Source organism: Pelomonas nitida (assembly GCF_043555975.1).
Classification (GTDB): domain Bacteria; phylum Pseudomonadota; class Gammaproteobacteria; order Burkholderiales; family Burkholderiaceae_C; genus Pelomonas; species Pelomonas nitida.
In genome coordinates this window covers 110036-130771 of sequence record NZ_JBIGIA010000006.1, presented here as the reverse complement: position 1 = coordinate 130771, position 20736 = coordinate 110036, and the positions used below count along the sequence as shown (strand labels likewise).

Sequence of the window (20736 nt, the reverse complement as noted above, 5' to 3'; positions counted from 1 at the left end):
ATTCAACCGCCGCTCTGTCGGGCCCAGGCCTGAGAAGCCACGGCCCGCCGCCCTTCCCTCCGAACGTCTGTTCATCGAGGGCGGCGATGTCAACAACTTAACCCGCAGCTCGCCTGCACGCCGCGTCGGGGTTCCCCCTTCGCCATCCAAGGTCCACCAAATGTCCCAAACCCAAACCGCCGCTTCCGGCATGGAATCCTTTGCCGCCATGTTCGAGGAGTCGCTGCAGCGCTCCGACATGCGCGCTGGCGAAGTGATCTCGGCCGAAGTCGTTCGTGTCGAACACAACTTCGTCGTCGTCAACGCAGGCCTCAAGTCCGAAGCCTACGTGCCCATCGAAGAGTTCAAGAACGACCAGGGCGAACTGGAAGTCCAGGTCGGCGACTTCGTCTCCGTCGCCATCGACGCCATCGAAAACGGCTACGGCGACACCATCCTGTCGCGCGACAAGGCCAAGCGCCTGGCCTCGTGGCTGAGCCTGGAAACGGCCCTGGAGTCTGGCGACTTCGTGACCGGCACCGTCTCCGGCAAGGTCAAGGGCGGCCTGACCGTCCTGGTCAACGGCATCCGCGCCTTCCTGCCCGGCTCGCTGCTGGACACCCGCCCGGTGAAGGACATGAGCCCGTTCGAGGGCAAGACCATGGAATTCAAGGTCATCAAGCTCGACCGCAAGCGCAACAACGTTGTGCTGTCGCGTCGCGCCGTGGTCGAAGCCTCCATGGGTGAAGAGCGCGCCAAGCTGCTCGAGACGCTGTCCGAAGGCGCCATCGTCAACGGCGTGGTCAAGAACATCACCGAATACGGTGCGTTCGTGGACCTGGGCGGCATCGACGGCCTGCTGCACATCACCGACATGGCCTGGCGCCGTGTCCGTCACCCGAGCGAAGTGGTGACGGTCGGCCAGGAACTGACCGCCAAGGTCCTGAAGTTCGACGCCGAGAAGAACCGCGTCTCGCTGGGCATCAAGCAGCTGGGCGACGACCCGTGGTTCGGCGTGGCCCGCCGCTACCCGACCAGCACCCGCCTGTTCGGCAAGGTCACGAACATCGCCGACTACGGCGCGTTCGTCGAGATCGAGCCGGGCATCGAAGGCCTGGTGCACGTCTCCGAAATGGACTGGACCAACAAGAACATCGCCCCCAGCAAGCTGGTCTCGCTGGGCGACGAAGTCGAAGTCATGGTCCTGGAGATCGACGAAGACAAGCGCCGCATCAGCCTGGGCATGAAGCAGTGCAAGGCCAACCCGTGGGAAGAGTTCGCCGAGAACGTCAAGCGCGGCGACAAGGTCAAGGGCCCGGTCAAGTCGATCACCGACTTCGGCGTGTTCGTGGGCCTGGCCCAGGGCATCGACGGCCTGGTGCACCTGTCCGACCTGTCGTGGGACGAGACTGGCGAAACCGCCGTGCGCAACTTCAAGAAGGGCCAGGAAGTCGAAGCCGTCGTGCTGGCTGTGGACGTCGAGCGCGAGCGCATCTCGCTGGGCATCAAGCAGCTGGACAGCGACCCCTTCACCGCCTACACGACCATCAACGATCGTGGCGCTTCGGTGACCGGCAAGGTCAAGACCGTCGACCCGCGTGGCGCTGAAGTCGAACTGGCTGAAGGCGTGATGGCCTACCTGCGCGCTTCGGAAATCTCCCGCGACCGCGTGGAAGACGCCCGCAACGTGCTGAAGGAAGGCGACGAAGTCACGGCCGTCATCGTCAACGTCGACCGCAAGACCCGCAACATCCAGCTGTCGATCAAGGCCAAGGACAACGCCGACCAGCAGGAAGCCATGCAGCGCATCAGCCAGTCGAACGAGCGTGAAAACGCCGGCACGACCAGCCTGGGCGCCCTGCTGCGCGCCAAGCTGGACAACCAGGGCAACTAAGCCCTCGGTTGACCGCCCGCCCCGGCAACAAGCGCCGGGGCCGGGTATGCTCCCCACAGGCTCGCCGGCCTCGCCAGCGGGCCTGTTTCAATTCAGCCCCCCCCCGTTGTCAGTCACAAGCCCGCAGGGGCGACGCGAAGCGGCCATCGCGCCCGCCAGCTGTCGCGCCGCGCCGGCTGCGGGCTTGTGAGTGACACGCGCCGCCCGGCGCTGACCCCCGTTCCGTTTACAGGCCCGCCCCGCCATGACCCGCTCCGACCTCGTCACCGTGCTCGCCGAACGCTTTGGCCAACTGACCCAACGGGACACCGAGTTCGCGGTCAAGACCATCCTCGACGCGATGAGCGACGCACTGGCGCGCGGCCACCGCATCGAGATCCGGGGCTTCGGCAGTTTCTCCATCAGCCGCCGCCCCCCTCGCGTGGGCCGCAACCCGCGCAGCGGCGAGCAGGTCATGATCCCCGAGAAGCTGGCGCCGCACTTCAAGCCCGGCAAGGCGCTGCGCGAGGCCGTCGACATGCACCTGCCGGTGGAATGACGGCCGTCGTCCGACGCGCACGTTGGCCGCGACCCCGCAGGGGCGGCGCTGCTGTCGGCCTTGAGCCGCACGCACATCGCCAGGACCGGCCGGCTTGGGAGCGGCCCTGCGCTCCTCCCGAAAAAACAAGCGGCCGCTGAGCCAGAATCCAGCGCCATGCGCACCATCGTCTGGCTCCTGCGGGCCCTGCTCTTCTTCACGCTGTTCGCCTTCGCGCTGAACAACAGCCACGACGCCGTCGTGCGCTGGTTCTTCGGCCATGAATGGCGCGCGCCCCAGGTCATCATCGTGCTGCTGGCCTTCGGGCTGGGCGCCGCGTTCGGCGTGCTGGCGATGGTGCCCTCCTGGTGGCGGCATCGGCGCGCCGCGCAACGGGCCGAGCCCATGAACACGCTGCCCACACCGATGACCGACACCCCTGCAACGCCTTTCGCCGCCCACCAAGATGGAGTTTGATCCGCGCTGGCTGCTCTTCGTCCTGCCCGTCGTCTTCGTGCTCGGCTGGCTGGCCTCCAAACTCGATTCGAAGCAGTGGAAGCTCGAACAGCGTGAATCGCCCAAGGCGTATTTCAAAGGCCTGAACCTGCTGTTGAACGAACAGCAGGACAAGGCCATCGACGCCTTCATCGAAGCCGTCCAGAACGACCCCGACACCTCCGAGCTGCACTTCGCACTCGGCAGCCTGTTCCGCCGCCGTGGCGAGACCGAGCGTGCCGTGCGCGTGCACGAGCACCTGCTGCGCCGTGGCGACCTGCCCAAGGCCGACCGCGACCGCGCCCAGCACGAACTCGCCCAGGACTTCTTCAAGGCCGGCCTGTTCGACCGCGCCGAAGCCGCCTATGCGGAACTGCGCGGCACCGCCTTCGAGCGGGAGGCGCGGCTGGCGCTGCTGTCGCTGTACGAACGCTCGCGCGACTGGGCCAAGGCCGCCGAAGTGGCGGGCGAGCTGGAAGCGGCCGGCACCGGCTCGTTCTCCGGGCGCATCGCGCACTACCTGTGCGAGCAGGCGCTGGTGGCCCAAGCGCAAGGGCATGCCGATCTCGCGCTGGATCTGCTCGCGCAGGCTCGGCGCCGCGAACCCGAAGCGGCCCGCGCCTATGTGCTCCAGGGGCAATTGCAGCTCAAAGCGGCCCAGCACGAAGCGGCGCTGGCCACGTTCGCCAAGTTGATGTCGGCCAATCCACCGGCTTTCAACCTCGTGGCGGCCGACTGCGCGGCCGCCGCCAAGGCCCTGGGCCAGCCCGAGCGCGCCATCGCGATGCTGACGGAGCAATACCAGCGCGCGCCCAGCATGCACCTGTTGCGCGCGCTGGCCACGCTGCAGCCCGAGCCGCAGCGCGAACGGCTCGCGGCCCACCTGCGCGAACAGCCGGCGCTGTCCGCCGCCACTGAATTGCTCAAGCTCAACGCGGACGCGCTGCCGCCTGACGAGGCCACGCCGCTGGTCCAGACGCTCGAAAAAGCCACCAAGCCGCTGCTGCGCTATCGCTGCGCGGCCTGCGGCTTCGAGGCCGCCCACTATTTCTGGCAGTGCCCTGGTTGCCTGAACTGGGACACCTACCCGCCACGCCACGTGGAAGAGCTGTGAGAACGATCGTCTGCATGAAGTGGGGCACCAAGTACGGCCCCGAGTACGTCAATCGCCTCTACGCGATGGTGCGCCGCCACCTGAAGGGCGAGTTCCAGTTCGTCTGCCTGACGGACCGCACCGAGGGCGTCCGCGCCGAGGTGACGTGCTTCCCCATCCCCGAGATGACGCTGCCCAACGGCGAACCCGAGCGCGGCTGGAAGAAGCTCACCACCTTCAGCCCGGTGCTCGTCAACGAGTACGGCCTGAGCGGCACGGCGCTCTTCCTGGACCTGGACGTCGTCATCGTCGACGACATCACGCCGTTCTTCGAGGTGCCGGGCGACTTCCTCATCATCCACGACTGGAAGCGCCCCTGGCGCATCACCGGCAACTCGTCGGTCTACCGCTGGGTGCTGGGCGCCCACCAGGACGTGCTGACCGAGTTCGTCGCCGACCAGGCCAAGGCCAAGGCCGAGTTCCGCAACGAGCAGGCGTTTCTGTCTGCCGTGCTGCACCGGCGCGGCTTGCTGCGCTACTGGGACGCCGCCTGGTGCGCCAGCTACAAATACCACTGCATCCCGGCCTGGCCCAGCAGCTACTGGCGCGACCCCTTCGTCCCAGGCGGCGCGCGCATCCTGATCTTCCACGGCGTCATGAACCCGCCCGACGCGCTGGCCGGCCGCAGCAACGGCAACTGGCGCCATGCCCGCCCCGCGCGCTGGATCGCCGACCATTGGCGCGAGTGATCGCACCCTCAACGACTGCCGAGGCTTGGCATCGATGACATCCCTGTTTCTCCGCAATCTCGACGAACACCTGCAACTGATGCAGGTTCTCGGCGCCCTCGACCCGCAGGTGCAAAAGGCCGGCCAGCGCCTGGCCGCCGTGCTGAGCGCTGGCGGCAAGATCATGTTCTGCGGCAATGGCGGCTCGGCCGCCGACAGCCAGCACCTGGCCTCCGAGCTGACCGGCCGCTTCATCAAGGACCGCCGCCCGCTCGCCGGCCTGGCGCTGACGACCGACAGCTCGGCGCTGACCTGCATCGGCAACGACTACAGCTTCGACGACGTGTTCACGCGCCAGGTGCAAGGCCTGGGCCGCGCGGGTGACGCGCTGATCGGCATCTCGACGTCGGGCAACTCCGGCAACGTCTTGCGCGCCGTTGAAGCCGCCAAGGCCATGGGCATCTACACGCTGGGCCTGCTGGGCCGCGACGGCGGCAAGCTGGGCGCGCTGTGCGACGCCAGCATCGTCGTGCCGCACGGGGTCACCGCGCGCATCCAGGAAGCCCACCTGCTGATCGGCCACACGCTGTGCGGCCTGATCGAGGCCGAGATGGGGCTGGGGCAATGAGCGCCGCGCCGGGCCGCCCCAAGCAAGCTCGCTCCCCTTCGGGGGGACAGGCCGCAGGCCAAAGGGGGCAACAATGAGCAAGTTGCCCAGCCAGGAACAGCTCGCCGCCTGCCGCGTGCTGGTCGTCGGCGACGTCATGCTGGACCGTTACTGGCACGGCGCCGTCGAGCGCATCTCGCCCGAGGCGCCGGTGCCCGTCGTGCGCGTGGAGCGCGAGGAACTGCGCCTGGGCGGCGCCGCCAACGTCGCGCTCAATGTGCGCACGCTCGGCACGCAGGCCACGCTGCTGACCGTCGTCGGCCAGGACGAGCCCGCGCAGCAGTTGCGCCGGCTGCTGCACGAGCGCGACATCGCCACCGTGCTGCGTGACGACAAGCAGCTGCACACCATCGTCAAGCTGCGCGTCATCGGCCGCGCCCAGCAGCTCATCCGCATCGACTTCGAGAACGAGCCCGATCACGAGGTGCTGGGCCAGATGCTCGACGCCTTCGAGGAGCAACTGCCCAGTCACGACGTCGTGCTGTTCTCCGACTACGGCAAGGGCGGCCTGACCCACATCCCGCGCATGATCGAACTGGCCCGTGCCGCGGCCAAGCCCGTGCTCATCGACCCCAAGGGCAGCGACTACCGCCGCTATGCCGGCGCCAGCATCATCACGCCCAACCGCGGCGAGCTGGCGCAGGTGACCGGCACGTGGAAAGGCGAGCAGGACCTGCTGGCCAAGGTCGACCGGCTGCGCGCCGACATCGGCGTCGGCGCCGTGCTGCTGACGCGCTCCGAGGAAGGCATGACGCTGTTCGACGCGGCCGGCGTCACCCATGAGCCCGCCCGCGCGCGCGAGGTGTTCGACGTGACCGGCGCCGGCGACACCGTCATCGCCACGCTGGCCGCGCTGCTGGCCGCCGGCACCCCGCTGCCCGACGCGATGCGCCTGGCCAACAAGGCCGGCGGCATCGTCGTCGGCAAGTTCGGCACGGCCACCGTCAGCTACGAGGAACTGGCCGCATGAGTGCGCTGGAAGACAAGCTCATCGACGCGGCCGCGCTTGACGACGCCGCGTTGACCGACCGCCTGGCCTCGCTGGGCCGCCCGATGGTGTTCACCAACGGTGTGTTCGACGTGCTGCACCGTGGTCACGTCGCCTATCTGCACGCGGCACGCGCCAAGGGCGCCAGCCTCGTCGTCGCGGTCAACTCCGACGCGTCGGCGCGCATGCTCGGCAAGGGCCCGGACCGGCCGCTGAACCGCGACGTCGACCGTGCCCTCGTGCTGGCAGGCCTCGCGTCGGTCGACGCGCTGCTGTTCTTCGACGAACGCACGCCCTGCGAACTGCTCAAGCGCGTCAAGCCGCAGCTCTACGTGAAGGGCGGCGACTACGACATGGAGGCGCTGGAGGAGACCCGCCTCGTCAGGTCGTGGGGCGGCGACGCGCTGGCGATTCCCTTCGTCGACGGCTACTCCACGACGGCCCTCGTCAACCGCATCCGAGCACAGACCTGATGCGCCCCGCAGCCTTTCTCGACCGCGACGGCGTCATCAACCTCGACCACGGCTACCTGTACCGCTGGGAAGATTTCGAGTTCGTCCCCGGGTCCGTCGACGCGCTGCGGCGCCTGCAGGCGGCGGGCTACGCGCTCGTCATCGTGACCAACCAGTCGGGCATCGCACGCGGCTACTACGACGAGGCCGCGCTGCAAGCGCTGCACGACGCGCTGCGCCACCACCTGGCCTCGCAAGGCATCACGCTGGCGGCCATCGAGTACTGCCCTCACCTGCCCGATGGAACCGTGGCGCGCTACGCCATCGACTGCGACTGCCGCAAGCCGGCGCCGGGCATGATCCTGCGCAGCGCCCAGGCGCTGGGCATCGATCTCGCCGCCTCGCTGATGTTCGGCGACAAGACCTCCGACATCGAAGCCGCCGAGCGGGCCGGCGTGGGCCGCGCCGTGCTGCTCGCCACGGACGCCAACCCTGCGGCGGCCAAGGGCCGGAACCCCGAATTCACCAGCCTGGCCGACGCCGTCGACGCCCTGCTCCATGCCTGACCCCCTGATCCACGACCTGCGCGGCCGCGTCGCCCTCGTCTGCCTGGAAACACGGCACCTGGGCCTGGCGATGAGCGCCATCCGACGCTGCACGGCGAACTTCCAGTTCGACGAGATCCTGCTGTTCACCGACCAGGACTGGGCCGTGGACGGCGTGACCCTCGTGCGCTGCGAACCCATCCGTTCGGCGGAGGAATACTCGGCGTTCATGCTGGGCGACTTCCACCAGCACATCCGCGTGCCGCATTTCCTGGTGGTGCAGTGGGACGGCTTTGTCATCCATCCCGAAAAATGGGACGACGGCTTCCTCGCCTGGGACTACATCGGCGCGCCATGGCCGCATCGGGACTACGCCGTCGGCAATGGCGGCTTCTCGCTGCGCTCGGTCCGGCTGCACCAGGCGGTGTCGAAGCTGCCGCAGCCGCAATGCCACCCCGAGGACTCGTTCATCTGCCTGTGGAACCGCCCGGCGCTGGAGGCGCAAGGCATGCGCTTCGCGCCGCTGTCCGTCGCGCGTGAGTTCTCGGCCGAGACCGACGGCTACGAGTACCGGCCCCTGGGCTTCCATCGCTTCGGCAATTTCAACGAAGCCTATGACGAAGCCGGGCTGCTGGCCTTCCTGCGCGCCGCGCCGGACGACATCGTGCACTCCACCGAAGGCCGCGTGCTGCTGAAGCAGTCGCTGATGCTCGGGCGCCGGGCCGTCGCGCGGGAACTCGTAACGCGCCGCCTGGCCGGGCCGCTGCGCCTGCGCATCGACACGCTGTGGACCGCGCTGCGCTACGGCCTGCGGAGCGCCCTCAACCGCAAGTCCCGCTAAGGCCCTCGCCAAGCACCGCCAGCATGCGCGCCTCGACATCGGCGGCGCTGATGTCTGACAGCTGCGGCGCCTGCAGCAGGTGCACATGCTCGGGGTCATGCTCCAGCGGCGGGCGCGGGCCCAGCACGACGAAAGCATGGGTGCCCACGGCCGCCGCGAACTGCACGGCACCGGTGTCATTGCCACTGCAGCTCTGCACCAGCGACAGCGCGGCCACGCTCTCGGCCACGCTGATGCCGGTCATGGCGATCACGCGGTCACGCTGGGCTGGCTCGACGCGGGCGCGGATGGCCTGGGCCATCGCCCCTTCGGCCGGCCCGCCGAGCAGCAGCACACCGTGGCCGCGCGCAGCCAGCCGGTTGGCCAGATCCACGAAGTTGTCCTCGCCCCACTGCTTGTAGGGCAACGAGGCGCCGATGGCCAACGCGTGCAGCGGCCCCTGAAGCGGCGCGAGCCGCTGCGTCATGCGCGCCAGTGCATCGGGCCGCACGTTCAGGCGCGGCACGATGGGCGCCTGACAGAAGCCCTGCGCGATGGAAAACGCCGTGGCGTCCCGATAGCCGGCAACGGCCGGCCCGCGGTAGCGCCGGATCCAGGGCGACGGCGTCAGCAGCTGGCGCTGCAGCCAGGTGTCACCGAAGCCGAGGATGGTGCGGATGCCGGCACGCCAGCAGGCGACGATCGCGCGCCCCGGGTGGTCGGAAAACAGCACCATGCGATCGAAATGCTTGGGCGCCAGCTCGGCACCGAACCGCAGCACCCCGCCCCAGCCACTGTGGCGGCCCTTGCGGCGCTCGCTGCGGCGTGGGCGCCGGTCGAAATCGATGACCTCGCGCACCCAAGGCTCGTGGCCGATCAGCTCACGCGCCATGGTCGTGGGCGCGGCAATCACGCTGACCTGGCCGTCGCGGCTCTGCTCGGCCACGCAGCGGAAATACTCCGCATGCCAGACGAGGTCGCCCATACCGTTGAGTTGCAGCTGCACCGCCGTCAGAGGCCTTGTATCAGCCGCCCCGCGGCTCGCCGGGGTGGCGCCAAAGTGATTCATGCGGAAGAAGGTCGTCGGTCTGCTGAGATGGCCTGCGCCAGCAGCGCATCGTAGCGCTGGCGCATCAAGGCCTGACCATGTTCAGCCAGCGCGCGCTCCCGGGCACTGGCACCGAGTCGATCGGCCAGCGCCGGGTCCAGCAGCAGCCGCTCGATCGCCGCCGCCAGCGCATCGGCGTCGCCCTCCGGCACCAGCAGCCCGGTGCGCTCGTGGTCAATCACACCGCGCACGCCGATGACATCGGATGCGATACAGGCGCAGCCCGAGGCCATGGCCTCGACTAGCGCCAACGGCATGCCCTCGAAATGCGTGGCCAGCACGAAGATGCGCTGCGAGCGCAGCAGCCCCGGCATGTCGTTGTGATGCCCCAGGAACCGCACCTGGGCCTGCAGACCGCCGCGCGCGGCCCGGGCCTGCATGCGGGGCATCAGCGGCCCGGTGCCTGCCAGTTGCACCGGCGGCGTCACCCCGCGTGCCCGCAGCAGGGCGAGTGCCGCGATCAGCGTGGCGTGGTCCTTCTGGCGCGCAAACCGCGCCGCCATGACCACGCCGGCTTCGCGCTCGCCCCCGGGGGCGGTAAACCGCGAGAGGTCGATGCCGTTGGGAATCGCAATGGTCTTCTCGGGTGGCAAGCCTTGTGCGATCAGTCCCTGGCGCACGCCCTCGCTGACGCCGACCAGCGCGGTGCTCACTTTCGCAAGCCGCCGGCTCAGCCAAAGACTCCAGGGCGAGTAACGTTCACGCGAGTTGTGCTCGACCTGGATCATCACAGGCACCCCGGCCCGCAGGCCGGCGCGACGGCCGATTAGATGTTCCGGGAAGCCGTGCGCCAGCAATGCCGCCGGTTGCAGTTCGCGCAGCAGGCGGGCGAGTTCGGCAACGATGGGCAGGTGCAACCAGGCGCTCGACACCACCAAGACCGTGAGCCCACGCTCGCGAAGCGCATTGATACGGGCCTGCGACGTCCGCGACTTGCGCCGCAGCACGAGGATCGGCTCGTAGGCGCTGTCGCGCAGCGCGGACAGGCACAGGTCGATGGCCACCTGCGTGGCACCGGAGAAGCCACCGGTGACGAAGTGAACGACCTTGGGACGCGCTCCTGGCGGGGTGTCATACAGCATGGGGGATGGAGTGTAGTGAGCTTGACGCCGGGGCCGGACAAACCGCCCCTCCCGAGAGACAACCACGCCCGTGTCGCCCGCCGTCAAGGCCTCGAGTGCGCCCATCCGCTGCCTGGCCCGCCAGCCCCGTCCGCAGGCAATGTTTCGTGAACGGGGCCGCGCGCGAACACCGACGACAATCCCGCCTCATGTCCACCGACACCCCCGACACCTCGCAGCCCTCCGACTCCCCCGCCCGGCGCCTCGGCCAGTTCGTCTACCCGCACCGCTGGGGCGCCGTGCTGACGGTGCTGGCCTACATCGGCCTGGCCGCCACGGAGCCGGCCATCCCCAAGCTCATCAAATACGCTTTCGGCGAAGGCTTCGCGAACAACGCCTTCGAGCTGTGGATGGTGCCGGTGGTCCTCATCGGCCTGTATTTCATCCGCGGCCTGTTCGGCTTCGCGGGCCAGTACCTCTTCAACTGGACCGTCACCCGCTGCGTGATGGACTTCCGGGCCGCGCTCGTGAACGCGCTGCTGCGGCTGGACGCCCAGGTCTACACGCGCATGCAGCCCGGCACGGCGGTCAGCAAGGTCGTCAACGACCCGCAGCAGATCCTGGAGCTGACCGGCGGCGTGGGCATCAACCTGCTGCGCGACGGCCTGCCCGCCATCGCGATGCTGATCTACCTGTTCTACGTGAACTGGCAGCTCACGCTGCTGAGCCTGGTGGTCACGCCGGTGATGGCGCTGGTCATGAAGAAGGTCAACCAGCGCGTGCGGCAGATGGCCTCGCGCTCCTACGACACGCAGCTCGCGCTGGTGAACCGCGTGGACGACATCACCCGTGCGTGGCGGGTCGTGCGCCAGTTCGGCGCCGTGCCGCATGAGCTGGCGCGCTTCACCGCCGTGTCGCAGGAGGTACGCCGCGCCAACCTGAAGACGGTCACGGCCGGCGCGCTGGGCCAGCCGATGTCGCAGCTGGTGGCGTCGGTGGGCCTGTCGGCCATCATTTGCATCGCGCTGTGGCAGGCCCGCCATGCGGGCACCGGCGTGGGCGACTTCGCCGAGTTCGTCGCGGCGCTGCTGCTGCTCACCTCACGGCTGCGCCATCTGTCGGACCTGGCCGCGCCTTTCACGCGCGCCATGGTCATCGCCCGTGGCTGCTTCGCGCTGATGGACGCCCCCAAGGAAGTCGACAGCGGCCGCCAGGAACTGACCGCCCCGGCCCGCGGCGAGATCGCGCTGGAGGACGTGCGCCTCACCTATCCGGGCGCCAGCACGCCGGCGCTGGATGGCCTGAGCCTGCGCTTCCCAGCGGGCAAGACGTCTGCGCTGGTCGGCGCGTCGGGCGCCGGCAAGAGCTCCATCGTCCACCTGCTGCTGGGCTTCGACCAGCCCGAGGCGGGCCGCATCACGCTGGACGGCGACGACATCGAGGCGCTGACCCGCGCCAGCCTGCGCCGCCAGTTCGCGGTCGTGTCGCAAGACATCGTGCTGTTCGACGACACCATCGCCGCCAACATCGCCTACGCCCAGCCGCGCGACGAGGCCAAGCTCGAAGCCGCGCTGCGCGCCGCCCATCTGTGGGACTTCGTGCAGACGCTGCCCGAGGGGCTGAACACGGTCGTCGGCGCCAACGGCAGCAAGCTGTCGGGCGGCCAGCGCCAGCGGCTGGCCATTGCGCGGGCGCTCTACAAGGACGCGCCGATCTGGATCTTCGACGAGGCCACTTCGGCGCTGGACACCGAAAGCGAGCGCGCCGTGCAACAGGCGCTGGATGCATGGTCGGGCCGCAAGACGCTGATCGTCATCGCCCACCGCCTGTCCACCATCCGCAGCGCCGACGCCATCCACGTGCTGGGCGCGGGCAAGCTGGTCGAGACCGGCACGCACGCCGAGCTGCTGGCCCGCGACGGCGCCTATGCCGCCATGGTGCGCGCCCAGGCCGGGGAACCCTGATGAAACGGCGGGCCTGGCTGTGGGCGTGGGCCGCGTTGCCGGTCTTGCCTGCCCTCCCGGCCACCGCGCAGCCCGCCGAGGTCGACGCCAACAGCGCCACGCGCGCGCAACTCGAATCGCTGCCGGGGCTGGGCCCGGCGCTCGTGCAGCGGCTGCTGGCGGCCCGGCCGTTCACCGGCTGGGCCGACCTGATGAAACGCGTGCCGGGCATCCGCGCCGCCAGCGCGCGCAAGCTGTCCGCGGCGGGCCTGCGCGTGGGCGGCCAGGCGTTCGACGACTGAGCCAACAACGGGTCGGACACTGCGTCCAACATCGAGTCAAACGCCGGCCGCGAACCCCGCGGAGCGGCTGCGCCGCAGCGACGCCGGGTCCATCTGCGGGGCCCGCGTGGGCCAGCCGAAAAAGCGCTGCACCTCGGCGCGCCGCGCCAGCGTGTCGCTCATGCCCAGGTTGATCAGCTCGTTGATGAAGCTGGGTTCGAACAGCAGATAGCTCACCAGCGCCGAGCCGCTGGTCGTCTTGCCCTCGCCGCTCACGCCGAACGCGCGCAGCAGTGCGCGCACGGACTTGGGCAGGCTGGCCTGGTGCTCGCCGGCCAGGTCGTCCAGGCGGCGGCTGGGCGCGATGACCAGCAGTTCGATGGGCCGCAGCGCCGTGGCCACGCGCATCTCGTGCGGCATCAGCGCCAGCGTGCGGTTGATGCGCCGCAGCCGCTCGACGTCCACCGCCAGCGCGTCCAGGAAGATGTTGGACAGCGCATGGCCGGCGATCTGGGCCATGCTCGGGTGCTCGTCGGTCGCCTTGCCGCGCCGCCCCTCGGGCTCCTTCATGCGGCCCGCGCCGATGACCAGCACGCGCTCGGCCCCCAGGTGCACGGCCGGCGAGATCGGCGCGCTCTGGCGCATCGAGCCGTCACCGAACCATTCGGGCATGCCCTCCAGCTCCACTGGCTCGGCCGGGAAGATGAAGGGAATGGCCGAGGACGCCATCAGATGGCTCAGGTTCAGCTGTGTCTGCACAGCCAGGCGCTGCTCGCGCAGCCACGGCACCACGTGGTGGTGCGTCTGGAAAAAGGTGACGTGCTGGCCGGAGGTGTAGCTCGAGCCCGTCAGCGCCATCGCGCGCAGGTGGCCGTCCTGCAGCATGCGCTCGATGCGCGCCATGTCCAGGTAGCGTGCCAGCAGCTGCCGCAGCGGCGTGTTGTCGAGCAGGCTGCGCGGGCGGCTGCGCGTCCAGCGCGCGAGCGCCCAGCCCAGGCTCAGCATCGACACCCAGCGCGCACCGCTCCTCACCGCCTCGAAGGCATCGGCCCGATAGATGCTCTCCACGTGCAGTCCCTGCCACAGGTGCACGAGGCCGTCGACGGCGCCGTCGAAATCGTCGGCATGGCAGGCCAGCGTGGTCGCGTTGATGGCGCCGGCCGACGTGCCGCTGATGACGGGAAACGGGTTGCCCTGGGTGGCGCCGGCGTCACGCCGCAGCTGGGCCAGCGCTGCCAGCACGCCCACCTGGTAGGCCGCACGCGCGCCGCCGCCGGTCAGGATGAGCCCGGTGACCGGCTGGGAACGAACAGGCCCGGCGTCGGGCTTGGGCGCGGCATGCAGCATCGGTCGAAATCATCGCCGATGCGGGCCGTCAGCCAGCCTCGTAAATGACCTCGGCCGCCGCCCCCAATTTCGCGAGTGCTTCGTCGGCGGGCCAGAACCGGCTGGCCTCGCCCAGCTCCACCAGCCAGCGCGCCCCGACCTGCCCGCCCTCGGGCTCGGCCCGCATGCTCACGCGCACGGGCAGGCCTTGCTTGCGCGTGCCGCCCTCCTCGGTCTCCACCTCGCGCGGCGGGAAGCGCTGCACCAGCTCATGCACGAGGCCTGCCGCACCGGCGTTGGCCAGCAGCAGGTGGCGGCCAAAGCGCGCCCGCGCTGCGGCCAGGCTCCACACCGCCTGCACGTTCATCCGCAGGCCGCCGGAGAAGCGGTCGTTCTGCACCTTGCCCTGGGCGATGATGAGCTCGTCCTCGGCCAGCAGTTCCTTGTTGGCGTTGAGCAGCTCCTCGTTGGCCACGGCCTCGATGGCGTCGCTCTTGTCGTCGAGCTTGAAGATGCCGACGCGGCCACGCTGGCCGTTGATGATGCGCATGCCGCTGACGATGCCGGCCACGATGGTGGGCTCGCGGCTGTCCTGCAGGTCCGCGATCTGGCGCTTGACGATGCGGCGCACCTCGGCGCCGCTCTGGTCGAACAGGTGGCCCGACAAGTAGAAGCCGATGGCCGTCTTCTCCAGCGACAACCGTTCCTTGATGCTCCACGGCTCGGCATGCACCAGCTCGGGCTCGGCGGTGGACGATGCATGAGAGTCACCGAAATCGAACAGCCCACCCTGATCGGCGTTGGCCTCAGTCGTCTCGGCGTGCGTGTAGCCGCGCGCAACGCTGGCCAGCAGCTTGGAGCGCTCGGGGTTGATGCTGTCGAAGGCGCCGGCCTTGATGAGCGCCTCGACGACGCGCTTGTTGACGGCCTTGCGGTCCACGCGCAGGCAGAAGTCGTAGAAGCTCAGGAACGGGCCGCCGGCCTCGCGCGCCGCGATGATGGCCTCGATGGCGCCACGGCCCGTGCCCTTGACGGCGCCCAGCCCGTAGTTCACGAGGCGGCTCGTCAGCGGCTCGAAACGGTACTGGCCCTTGTTCACGCAGGGCGACTGGAACTCGATGCCGAAGATCTTGGCATCGTTGAGCAACACCTTGAGCTTGTCGGTGTCGTCCATTTCGATGGTCATGTTCGCGGCGTAGAACTCGGCCGTGTAGTGCGCCTTCAGCCAGGCCGTGTGATAGCTCAGCAGCGCGTAGGCCGCGGCGTGCGACTTGTTGAAGCCGTAGCCCGCGAACTTCTCCATCAGGTCGAACACCTCGTCGGCCTGGGCCTGGTCGATGTCCTTGGCCGCGGCCCCCTTGCGGAAGATCTCGCGGTGCATGGCCATTTCCTCGGCCTTCTTCTTGCCCATCGCGCGGCGCAGCATGTCGGCGCCGCCCAGCGAGTAACCGCCCAGCACCTGGGCGCTCTGCATCACCTGCTCCTGGTAGACGAACACGCCGTAGGTCTCGGCCAACACCTGCTCCAGCAGCGGGTGCGGGTACTCGATGACCTCCTTGCCGTGCTTGCGCGCGACGAACGACGGGATCAGGTCCATCGGGCCCGGCCGGTACAGCGACACCAGCGCGATCAAGTCCTCGAAGCGCGAGGGCTTGGCGTCCTTCAGCAGGCGCTGCATGCCCGGAGATTCGAACTGGAACACGCTTTCCGACAGCCCGTCGCCGAACAGCTTGAAGGTCTTGCGGTCGTCCAGCGCGACGTTGGCCCAGTCGAAATCCTTGCGGTCCGGGTGGCGGGCGACGATGAAGTTCTTGGCCAGCTCCAGGATGGTCAGCGTGGCCAGGCCCAGAAAGTCGAACTTCACGAGGCCGATGGCCTCCACGTCGTCCTTGTCGTACTGGCTGACCGCGCTGGTCGACCCCGGCTGCTGGTATTGCGGGCAGAAGTCGGTGATCTTGCCGGGCGCGATCAGCACGCCACCGGCGTGCATGCCGATGGAGCGCACGGTGCCTTCCACGCGCGCGGCCATCTCCAGCAGGCCCGCCACCTCTTCGTCGGACTTCTCGCGCTCCTCGATCTCCGGCGACTCGTGCCGCGCGTAGACCATCTTGGCCTTGTCGGGGTCGAAGTTGGGCGGCAGCTTGGCCAGCGTGACCGTCTTGCCGGGCGGCGCCGGAATGAGCTTGGCGACGCTGTCCACATGGCCGAAGCCCATGCCCAGCACGCGGCCGATGTCGCGCAGCGCGCCCTTGGCGGCCATGGTGCCGAACGTCGCGATCTGGCTGACCGCCGGGCGGCCGTACTTGTCCTTCACGTAGTCGATGACGCGGTCGCGGTTGCCCTGGCAGAAGTCGATGTCGAAGTCGGGCATCGAGACCCGCTCCGGGTTCAGGAAACGCTCGAACAGCAGGTTGTACTTGAGCGGGTCCAGGTCCGTGATGAGCAGCGCGTACGCGACCAGCGAGCCGGCGCCCGAGCCCCGGCCCGGGCCCACAGGGCAGCCGTTTTCCTTGGCCCAGCGGATGAAGTCCGACACGATGAGGAAGTAGCCGGGGAAGCCCATCTTGATGATGGTGTCCAGCTCGAAGTCCAGGCGCTCCACATAGCGCGGCCGCTCCTTCTCGCGCTCGGCATCAACGGGGAAGAGGTGGATCAGCCGGTCCTTCAGGCCGTCGTGGCTGAGCTCGCGGAAGTACTGCGCCATCGGCATGGGCTGGCCGTCTTCCATCAACGGCGTCGGGAAGTTGGGCAGCTGCGGCTTGCCCAGCACCAGCGTCAGCGAGCAGCGCCGCGCGATCTCCGTCGTGTTGCGGATGGCGCTGGGGATGTCCTTGAACAGCTCGCGCATCTGCGCCTGCGTCTTGAAGTACTGGCTGGGCAGGAAGCGCTTGATGCGCTTGGGGTTGGCCAGCGTCTCGCCCTCGGCCACGCACACGCGCGCCTCGTGCGCCTCGAAGTCTTCCTCGGCGAGGAACTGGATGGGGTGGGTCGCGACGACCGGCAGGCCCAGCTCGGCGGCGAACGGCACGCTGGCCTGCACCAGCGCTTCCTGGCCGGGCAGGCCGGCGCGCTGCAGCTCGATGTAGAAGCGGTTCGGGAAGATGCTGCTGAGCTTGTTCGCCCACTCGCGGGCACGCACCTTGTCGCCCTGCAGCAGCGCCTGGCCCAGGCCGCCATGCTGAGCGCCGCTCAGGCAGATCAGCCCTTCACCCAGCTCCTGCAGCCAGGCCCACGTGACGCAGGCCTGGTTGCGCTGCACGTTCTGAATCCACGCGCGTGACAGCAGCTCGCTGATGTTCAGGTAGCCCTGCTTGTTCTGCACCAGCAACAGCAGCCGCGTGGGCGGCTTGTCGGTCGCGTCGGGCTCCAGCCAGCAGTCCGCGCCGAGGATGGGTTGCACGCCCTTCTTGCGGCAGGCCGAGTAGAACTTGATGCCGCCGAACAGATTGGCCAGGTCGGTGACCGCGGCCGCCACCTGCCCGTCCTTGGCCGCCGCTGAGGCCGCATCGTCGGTGCGAAGCGTGCCGTCCACGACCGAGAACTCGGTGTGCATGCGCAGGTGAACGAAAGGCAGGTCGGGGGAAACAGTCTCGGGCATCGCGGCATTGTAGAAAGCCCCTCCACCGCCCCGGCGCAACGCGTGCCTATCCGCGATATCAACCATGGGCCGCGCCGGCTCACGCCGCTAAGCTGCGCGTCCATGAAAAACACCGTTATTGCGCTGGCCGCCGCCGGCCTGCTCTCCACCGCCGTGGCGGCACCCAGGAAGCCGACCGCGCCCAAGAAGTCAGCCCAGGAGATCTTGGCCGCGTCGCCCGCGACGGACTGGCGTCCGCTCGACCCCGACAACACGCTGCTGATGGAGCTGGCCACCGGCTCGGTGCTCATCGAGCTGGCGCCGCGCTTTGCGCCGGCCCATGTGGCCAACATCCGGGCGCTGGCCCGCGGCGGCTACTGGAATGGCCTGGCGGTCTTGCGCGTGCAGGACAACTTCGTCACGCAGTGGGGCGACCCCGATGGCGAAGACGCCGCCAAGGCGCGGCCACTGCCGGCCGGCGCGGCGCCCAAGCTGCCGGCCGAGTTCTCGGTGCCGATCAGCGCCGTCGGCAAGGCCGCCGGCTTCACCCGGCTGCCCGACGCGGACGGCTGGGCGCCGCGCACCGGCTTTGCCGAAGGCATGCCCGTGGCCGCCGACCCCAAGACCGGCCAGGCCTGGCTCACGCACTGCTACGGCATGGTCGGCGCGGGCCGCAGTGAGGCGGTGGACTCCAGCAACGGCGCCGAGCTCTATGTCGTCATCGGCCAGGCACCCCGCGGGCTGGACCTGAACATCACCGTCGTCGGCCGCGTGCTCAAGGGCATGGAGCTGCTGTCCGCGCTGCCGCGCGGCACCGCCGCGATGGGTTTCTACGACAAGCCGGAGCAGCGCACGGCCATCCAGCGCGTGAGCCTGCTGGCCGACCTGCCCGCCGCCGAGCGGCCGTCGCTGCAGGTGCTGAAAACCGAATCCGCCACATGGGCGCAGCTGCTGGACGCGCGCCGCTACCGCAGCGGCTGGTTCGTGCACAGCCCGGGCTATATCGACGTCTGCAGTGCGTCCGTGCCGACGCGCGCTGGCCCCTGAAGTCGCGCCCACTGGCTCGCCCTGCTGAACGCGGGCGAGCACCCCCCGCGAGGCGACGTTCAGCCCGCCCCGAGGTAAACGGCGACGCGGTAGGTGATGAACGACGCCAGGTAGGCCAGCGCGAAAAGGTAGCCGGCCGCGATCAGCGGCATCTTGTAGCCACCGGTCTCGCGCTTCATGGCCGCCAGGGTCGCGATGCACTGCGGCGCGAACACATACCAGGCCAGCAGCGACAGCGCCGTGGCCAGGCTCCAGCTCTGCTGGATCAGCGGCGCCAGGGCCTGGGCCGCCTCGTCGCCGGTGGCCGACAACGCATAGACCGTCCCCAGCGCGCTGATCGCGATCTCGCGCGCCGCCAGGCCAGGCACCAGCGCCAGGCTGATCTGCCAGTTGAAGCCGATGGGCTCGAAGATCTTGGCCAGGCCCGCGCCGAGGTAGCCGGCGATGCTGTACTGGATGGGCGCTCCCGTCGCGCCTTCCGGCGGGCCGGGGAAGCTGGACAGCAGCCACAGCGCCAAGGTCAGCAGCAGGATGATGCCGCCCACGCGCTTGACGAAGACCACGGCGCGTTGCCACAACCCGATGGCGATGGAGCGCGGATGCGGCCAGTGGTAGCTGGGCAACTCCATCATCAGCGGGCGCACGAGGCGCCCGGCGTTGGTGAAGCGCTTGAGCACCCAGGCCACCAGCATGGCGCCGACGATGCCCGCCACGTACAGCCCGAACAGCACCAGCCCCTGCAGCTCGAAGCCCGCGACTTCGCGGTTCGGCACGAAGGCGCCGATCAGCAGCGCATAGACCGGCAGCCGCGCCGAGCAGGTCATCAGCGGCGCGATCATGATCGTGACGATCCGGTCGCGCGGGTTGGCGATGGAGCGCGTGGCCATGATGCCGGGAATGGCGCAGGCGAAGCTGGACAGCAGCGGGATGAAGCTGCGCCCCGACAGCCCGACACTGCCCATCAACCGGTCCAGCAGCAAGGCGGCGCGCGGCAGATAACCTGACTCCTCCAGCACGAGGATGAAGAAGAACAGGATCAGGATCTGCGGCAGGAACACCAGCACGCCGCCCGCCCCGGCAATGACGCCGTCGACGATCAAGCTGTGGAACCAGCCGTCCGGAATGAAGTGGCCGACCTGCTCGCCCAGCCAGCCCATGCTGGCCTCGATCATCTGCATGGGCGCCTCCGCCCATGAGAACACCGCCTGGAACAGCAGGAACAGCAGCACAGCCAGGATGACCGAACCCGCCACCGGATGCAGCAGCACGCGGTCGACGCGGTCGCTGGGCAGCACGGGCAACTCGTGGTCGAGGTCCATGGCCTGCAGCCACGACTTGACAGTCACATGGTCATCGACCGGCGCGTCCGCGGCTGCCGCCGCATGAGCCGACTCCCACACCTCAGGCCGGTCGAGCAGGCCGCGCAGTTCGTCCAGCCCTTCCTTGTGGATGGCGACGGTGCGCACGACCGGCAGACCCAGCTGCGCGGACAGCGCCTGCGCATCCACCTTCAAGCCACGGCGCGCGGCGAGGTCGGCCATGTTGAGCGCCACGACGATGGGCAGCCCCATGCGACGCACGGCCAGCAACAGGCGCAGGTTGCGGCGCAGGTTGGTGGCGTCCAGCACGCAGACGACCAGGTCGGGCCGCTTCTCGCCCTTGGCGCGGCCGGCCAGCACATCGCAGGTCACCCGCTCGTCGGGCGAGCGCGGATGCAGGCTGTAGGTGCCGGGCAGGTCCAGCAGCCGCAGCGTCTTGCCGGCGCTGGTCGTCAGCCGGCCCTCCTTGCGCTCGACAGTAACGCCCGCGTAGTTGGCCACCTTCTGGTGGCTGCCGGTCAGGCCGTTGAACAGCGCGGTCTTGCCGCAATTCGGGTTGCCGACCAGCGCGACGAGCTTGCCGCCGCGGTGGACGTGGACGACGGCCTCGGTCATCGCGGCGTCACCGCGATGCACTCGGCCTCGGCATGTCGCAATGCAAACGTCGACTGACCCACGCGCACGACCAGGTTGCCGGTCTGCAGCGCGCCACGGCGCAGCACCCGCACCGCCTCACCCGGCAAGAAGCCCAGGTCGGACAGCCAGGACGCCCATTCCGGCGAATGCGCCGGCGCGCTGACTTGGCTGACGGTCAAGGCCTGCCCGGCGGGGGCGGCAGCGAGGCTGGAGGGCAGCGGCTCGGACATGGTGGCGGCTCGGCAGGCAAGCGTTGCGAT

Annotated in this window: 19 protein-coding genes; 13 read left to right on the top strand and 6 right to left on the bottom strand. The window is 69.2% G+C overall.

Annotated features, from left to right (window positions below):
• Nucleotides 1-160 precede the first annotated feature (160 nt).
• The 10 genes from rpsA to ACG00X_RS09495 all read left to right on the top strand — a co-directional run bounded on the left by rpsA (nucleotide 161) and on the right by ACG00X_RS09495 (nucleotide 8199).
• On the top strand, nucleotides 161-1873 hold the full coding sequence (gene rpsA, locus ACG00X_RS09540) for a 30S ribosomal protein S1 (protein ID WP_394487898.1): 1713 nt from the start codon (nucleotides 161-163) through the stop codon (nucleotides 1871-1873).
• 244 nt (nucleotides 1874-2117) lie between these two features.
• A complete protein-coding gene (locus ACG00X_RS09535; protein ID WP_394487897.1) occupies nucleotides 2118-2411 on the top strand; it encodes an integration host factor subunit beta in 294 nt (97 codons plus the stop codon).
• Between the two features lie 156 nt (nucleotides 2412-2567).
• On the top strand, nucleotides 2568-2867 hold the full coding sequence (locus ACG00X_RS09530) for a LapA family protein (protein ID WP_394487896.1): 300 nt from the start codon (nucleotides 2568-2570) through the stop codon (nucleotides 2865-2867).
• A complete protein-coding gene (gene lapB / locus ACG00X_RS09525; protein WP_394487895.1) occupies nucleotides 2857-3999 on the top strand; it encodes a lipopolysaccharide assembly protein LapB in 1143 nt (380 codons plus the stop codon). Before ACG00X_RS09530 ends, lapB begins: the two co-directional genes overlap by 11 nt.
• A 14-nt stretch (nucleotides 4000-4013) precedes the next feature.
• The gene (locus ACG00X_RS09520) at nucleotides 4014-4727 is read left to right on the top strand and encodes a glycosyltransferase (RefSeq protein WP_394487894.1); all 714 of its coding nucleotides are present in this window, start codon (nucleotides 4014-4016) and stop codon (nucleotides 4725-4727) included.
• A 34-nt stretch (nucleotides 4728-4761) separates the two neighbouring features.
• Nucleotides 4762-5334, top strand: a complete 573-nt coding sequence (locus ACG00X_RS09515; protein ID WP_394487893.1) for a D-sedoheptulose-7-phosphate isomerase — start codon at nucleotides 4762-4764, stop codon at nucleotides 5332-5334.
• 73 nt (nucleotides 5335-5407) lie between these two features.
• On the top strand, nucleotides 5408-6343 hold the full coding sequence (gene rfaE1, locus ACG00X_RS09510) for a D-glycero-beta-D-manno-heptose-7-phosphate kinase (protein ID WP_394487892.1): 936 nt from the start codon (nucleotides 5408-5410) through the stop codon (nucleotides 6341-6343).
• Nucleotides 6340-6834, top strand: a complete 495-nt coding sequence (locus ACG00X_RS09505; RefSeq protein ID WP_394487891.1) for an adenylyltransferase/cytidyltransferase family protein — start codon at nucleotides 6340-6342, stop codon at nucleotides 6832-6834. The genes rfaE1 and ACG00X_RS09505 overlap by 4 nt, the downstream gene beginning before the upstream one ends.
• Nucleotides 6834-7379 (top strand): D-glycero-beta-D-manno-heptose 1,7-bisphosphate 7-phosphatase, encoded by a 546-nt coding sequence (gene gmhB / locus ACG00X_RS09500; RefSeq protein WP_394487890.1) that lies wholly within the window; start codon nucleotides 6834-6836, stop codon nucleotides 7377-7379. Before ACG00X_RS09505 ends, gmhB begins: the two co-directional genes overlap by 1 nt.
• Nucleotides 7372-8199 (top strand): DUF5672 family protein, encoded by an 828-nt coding sequence (locus ACG00X_RS09495; RefSeq protein ID WP_394487889.1) that lies wholly within the window; start codon nucleotides 7372-7374, stop codon nucleotides 8197-8199. The genes gmhB and ACG00X_RS09495 overlap by 8 nt, the downstream gene beginning before the upstream one ends.
• On the opposite strand, the gene ACG00X_RS09490 is transcribed toward ACG00X_RS09495, so the two are convergent.
• Together ACG00X_RS09490 and ACG00X_RS09485 are read right to left on the bottom strand one after the other, a co-directional pair.
• The gene (locus tag ACG00X_RS09490; RefSeq protein ID WP_394487888.1) at nucleotides 8180-9184 is read right to left on the bottom strand and encodes a glycosyltransferase family 9 protein; all 1005 of its coding nucleotides are present in this window, start codon (nucleotides 9182-9184) and stop codon (nucleotides 8180-8182) included. The genes ACG00X_RS09495 and ACG00X_RS09490 overlap by 20 nt on opposite strands.
• A gap of 59 nt (nucleotides 9185-9243) precedes the next feature.
• Nucleotides 9244-10290, bottom strand: coding sequence for a glycosyltransferase (locus tag ACG00X_RS09485; RefSeq protein ID WP_394487887.1), 1047 nt, complete (start codon nucleotides 10288-10290; stop codon nucleotides 9244-9246).
• Between the two features lie 266 nt (nucleotides 10291-10556).
• Here ACG00X_RS09485 and msbA point away from each other — a divergent pair, with 266 nt between their 5' ends.
• Together msbA and ACG00X_RS09475 are read left to right on the top strand one after the other, a co-directional pair.
• Complete coding sequence (msbA, locus tag ACG00X_RS09480) at nucleotides 10557-12311, top strand: lipid A export permease/ATP-binding protein MsbA (protein WP_394487886.1); 1755 nt, start codon at nucleotides 10557-10559, stop codon at nucleotides 12309-12311.
• A complete protein-coding gene (locus tag ACG00X_RS09475) occupies nucleotides 12311-12592 on the top strand; it encodes a ComEA family DNA-binding protein (RefSeq protein ID WP_394487884.1) in 282 nt (93 codons plus the stop codon). The genes msbA and ACG00X_RS09475 overlap by 1 nt, the downstream gene beginning before the upstream one ends.
• A gap of 36 nt (nucleotides 12593-12628) precedes the next feature.
• Here ACG00X_RS09475 and ACG00X_RS09470 read toward each other — a convergent pair whose 3' ends face one another.
• Nucleotides 12629-13918, bottom strand: a complete 1290-nt coding sequence (locus ACG00X_RS09470; RefSeq protein WP_394487883.1) for a patatin-like phospholipase family protein — start codon at nucleotides 13916-13918, stop codon at nucleotides 12629-12631.
• Nucleotides 13919-13946: 28 nt separating this feature from the next.
• Nucleotides 13947-17495: a DNA polymerase III subunit alpha gene (gene dnaE / locus ACG00X_RS09465; RefSeq protein WP_394487882.1), complete on the bottom strand. Its 3549-nt coding sequence runs from the start codon at nucleotides 17493-17495 to the stop codon at nucleotides 13947-13949.
• Nucleotides 17496-17597: 102 nt separating this feature from the next.
• On the opposite strand from dnaE, the gene ACG00X_RS09460 reads away from it, so the two are divergent.
• Entirely contained in the window at nucleotides 17598-18521 is a 924-nt protein-coding gene (locus tag ACG00X_RS09460) for a peptidylprolyl isomerase (RefSeq protein ID WP_394487881.1), read from the top strand.
• 59 nt (nucleotides 18522-18580) lie between these two features.
• Here the strand turns inward: ACG00X_RS09460 and feoB are convergent, their stop codons facing one another.
• Together feoB and ACG00X_RS09450 are read right to left on the bottom strand one after the other, a co-directional pair.
• Nucleotides 18581-20455: a ferrous iron transporter B gene (gene feoB / locus ACG00X_RS09455; protein WP_394487880.1), complete on the bottom strand. Its 1875-nt coding sequence runs from the start codon at nucleotides 20453-20455 to the stop codon at nucleotides 18581-18583.
• Nucleotides 20452-20706: a FeoA family protein gene (locus ACG00X_RS09450; RefSeq protein WP_394487879.1), complete on the bottom strand. Its 255-nt coding sequence runs from the start codon at nucleotides 20704-20706 to the stop codon at nucleotides 20452-20454. Before ACG00X_RS09450 ends, feoB begins: the two co-directional genes overlap by 4 nt.
• Nucleotides 20707-20736: the final 30 nt, after the last annotated feature.

Excerpts from the sequence above, each read along its gene's own strand:
- rpsA (WP_394487898.1), top strand. The coding sequence starts at position 161 with ATGTCCCAAACCCAAACCGCCGCTTCCGGCATGGAATCCTTTGCCGCC.
- ACG00X_RS09535 (WP_394487897.1), top strand. The coding sequence starts at position 2,118 with ATGACCCGCTCCGACCTCGTCACCGTGCTCGCCGAACGCTTTGGCCAA.
- ACG00X_RS09530 (WP_394487896.1), top strand. The coding sequence starts at position 2,568 with ATGCGCACCATCGTCTGGCTCCTGCGGGCCCTGCTCTTCTTCACGCTG.
- lapB (WP_394487895.1), top strand. The coding sequence starts at position 2,857 with ATGGAGTTTGATCCGCGCTGGCTGCTCTTCGTCCTGCCCGTCGTCTTC.
- ACG00X_RS09520 (WP_394487894.1), top strand. The coding sequence starts at position 4,014 with ATGAAGTGGGGCACCAAGTACGGCCCCGAGTACGTCAATCGCCTCTAC.
- ACG00X_RS09515 (WP_394487893.1), top strand. The coding sequence starts at position 4,762 with ATGACATCCCTGTTTCTCCGCAATCTCGACGAACACCTGCAACTGATG.
- rfaE1 (WP_394487892.1), top strand. The coding sequence starts at position 5,408 with ATGAGCAAGTTGCCCAGCCAGGAACAGCTCGCCGCCTGCCGCGTGCTG.
- ACG00X_RS09505 (WP_394487891.1), top strand. The coding sequence starts at position 6,340 with ATGAGTGCGCTGGAAGACAAGCTCATCGACGCGGCCGCGCTTGACGAC.
- gmhB (WP_394487890.1), top strand. The coding sequence starts at position 6,834 with ATGCGCCCCGCAGCCTTTCTCGACCGCGACGGCGTCATCAACCTCGAC.
- ACG00X_RS09495 (WP_394487889.1), top strand. The coding sequence starts at position 7,372 with ATGCCTGACCCCCTGATCCACGACCTGCGCGGCCGCGTCGCCCTCGTC.
- msbA (WP_394487886.1), top strand. The coding sequence starts at position 10,557 with ATGTCCACCGACACCCCCGACACCTCGCAGCCCTCCGACTCCCCCGCC.
- ACG00X_RS09475 (WP_394487884.1), top strand. The coding sequence starts at position 12,311 with ATGAAACGGCGGGCCTGGCTGTGGGCGTGGGCCGCGTTGCCGGTCTTG.
- ACG00X_RS09470 (WP_394487883.1), bottom strand. The coding sequence starts at position 13,918 with ATGCTGCATGCCGCGCCCAAGCCCGACGCCGGGCCTGTTCGTTCCCAG.
- dnaE (WP_394487882.1), bottom strand. The coding sequence starts at position 17,495 with ATGCCCGAGACTGTTTCCCCCGACCTGCCTTTCGTTCACCTGCGCATG.
- ACG00X_RS09460 (WP_394487881.1), top strand. The coding sequence starts at position 17,598 with ATGAAAAACACCGTTATTGCGCTGGCCGCCGCCGGCCTGCTCTCCACC.
- feoB (WP_394487880.1), bottom strand. The coding sequence starts at position 20,455 with ATGACCGAGGCCGTCGTCCACGTCCACCGCGGCGGCAAGCTCGTCGCG.
- ACG00X_RS09450 (WP_394487879.1), bottom strand. The coding sequence starts at position 20,706 with ATGTCCGAGCCGCTGCCCTCCAGCCTCGCTGCCGCCCCCGCCGGGCAG.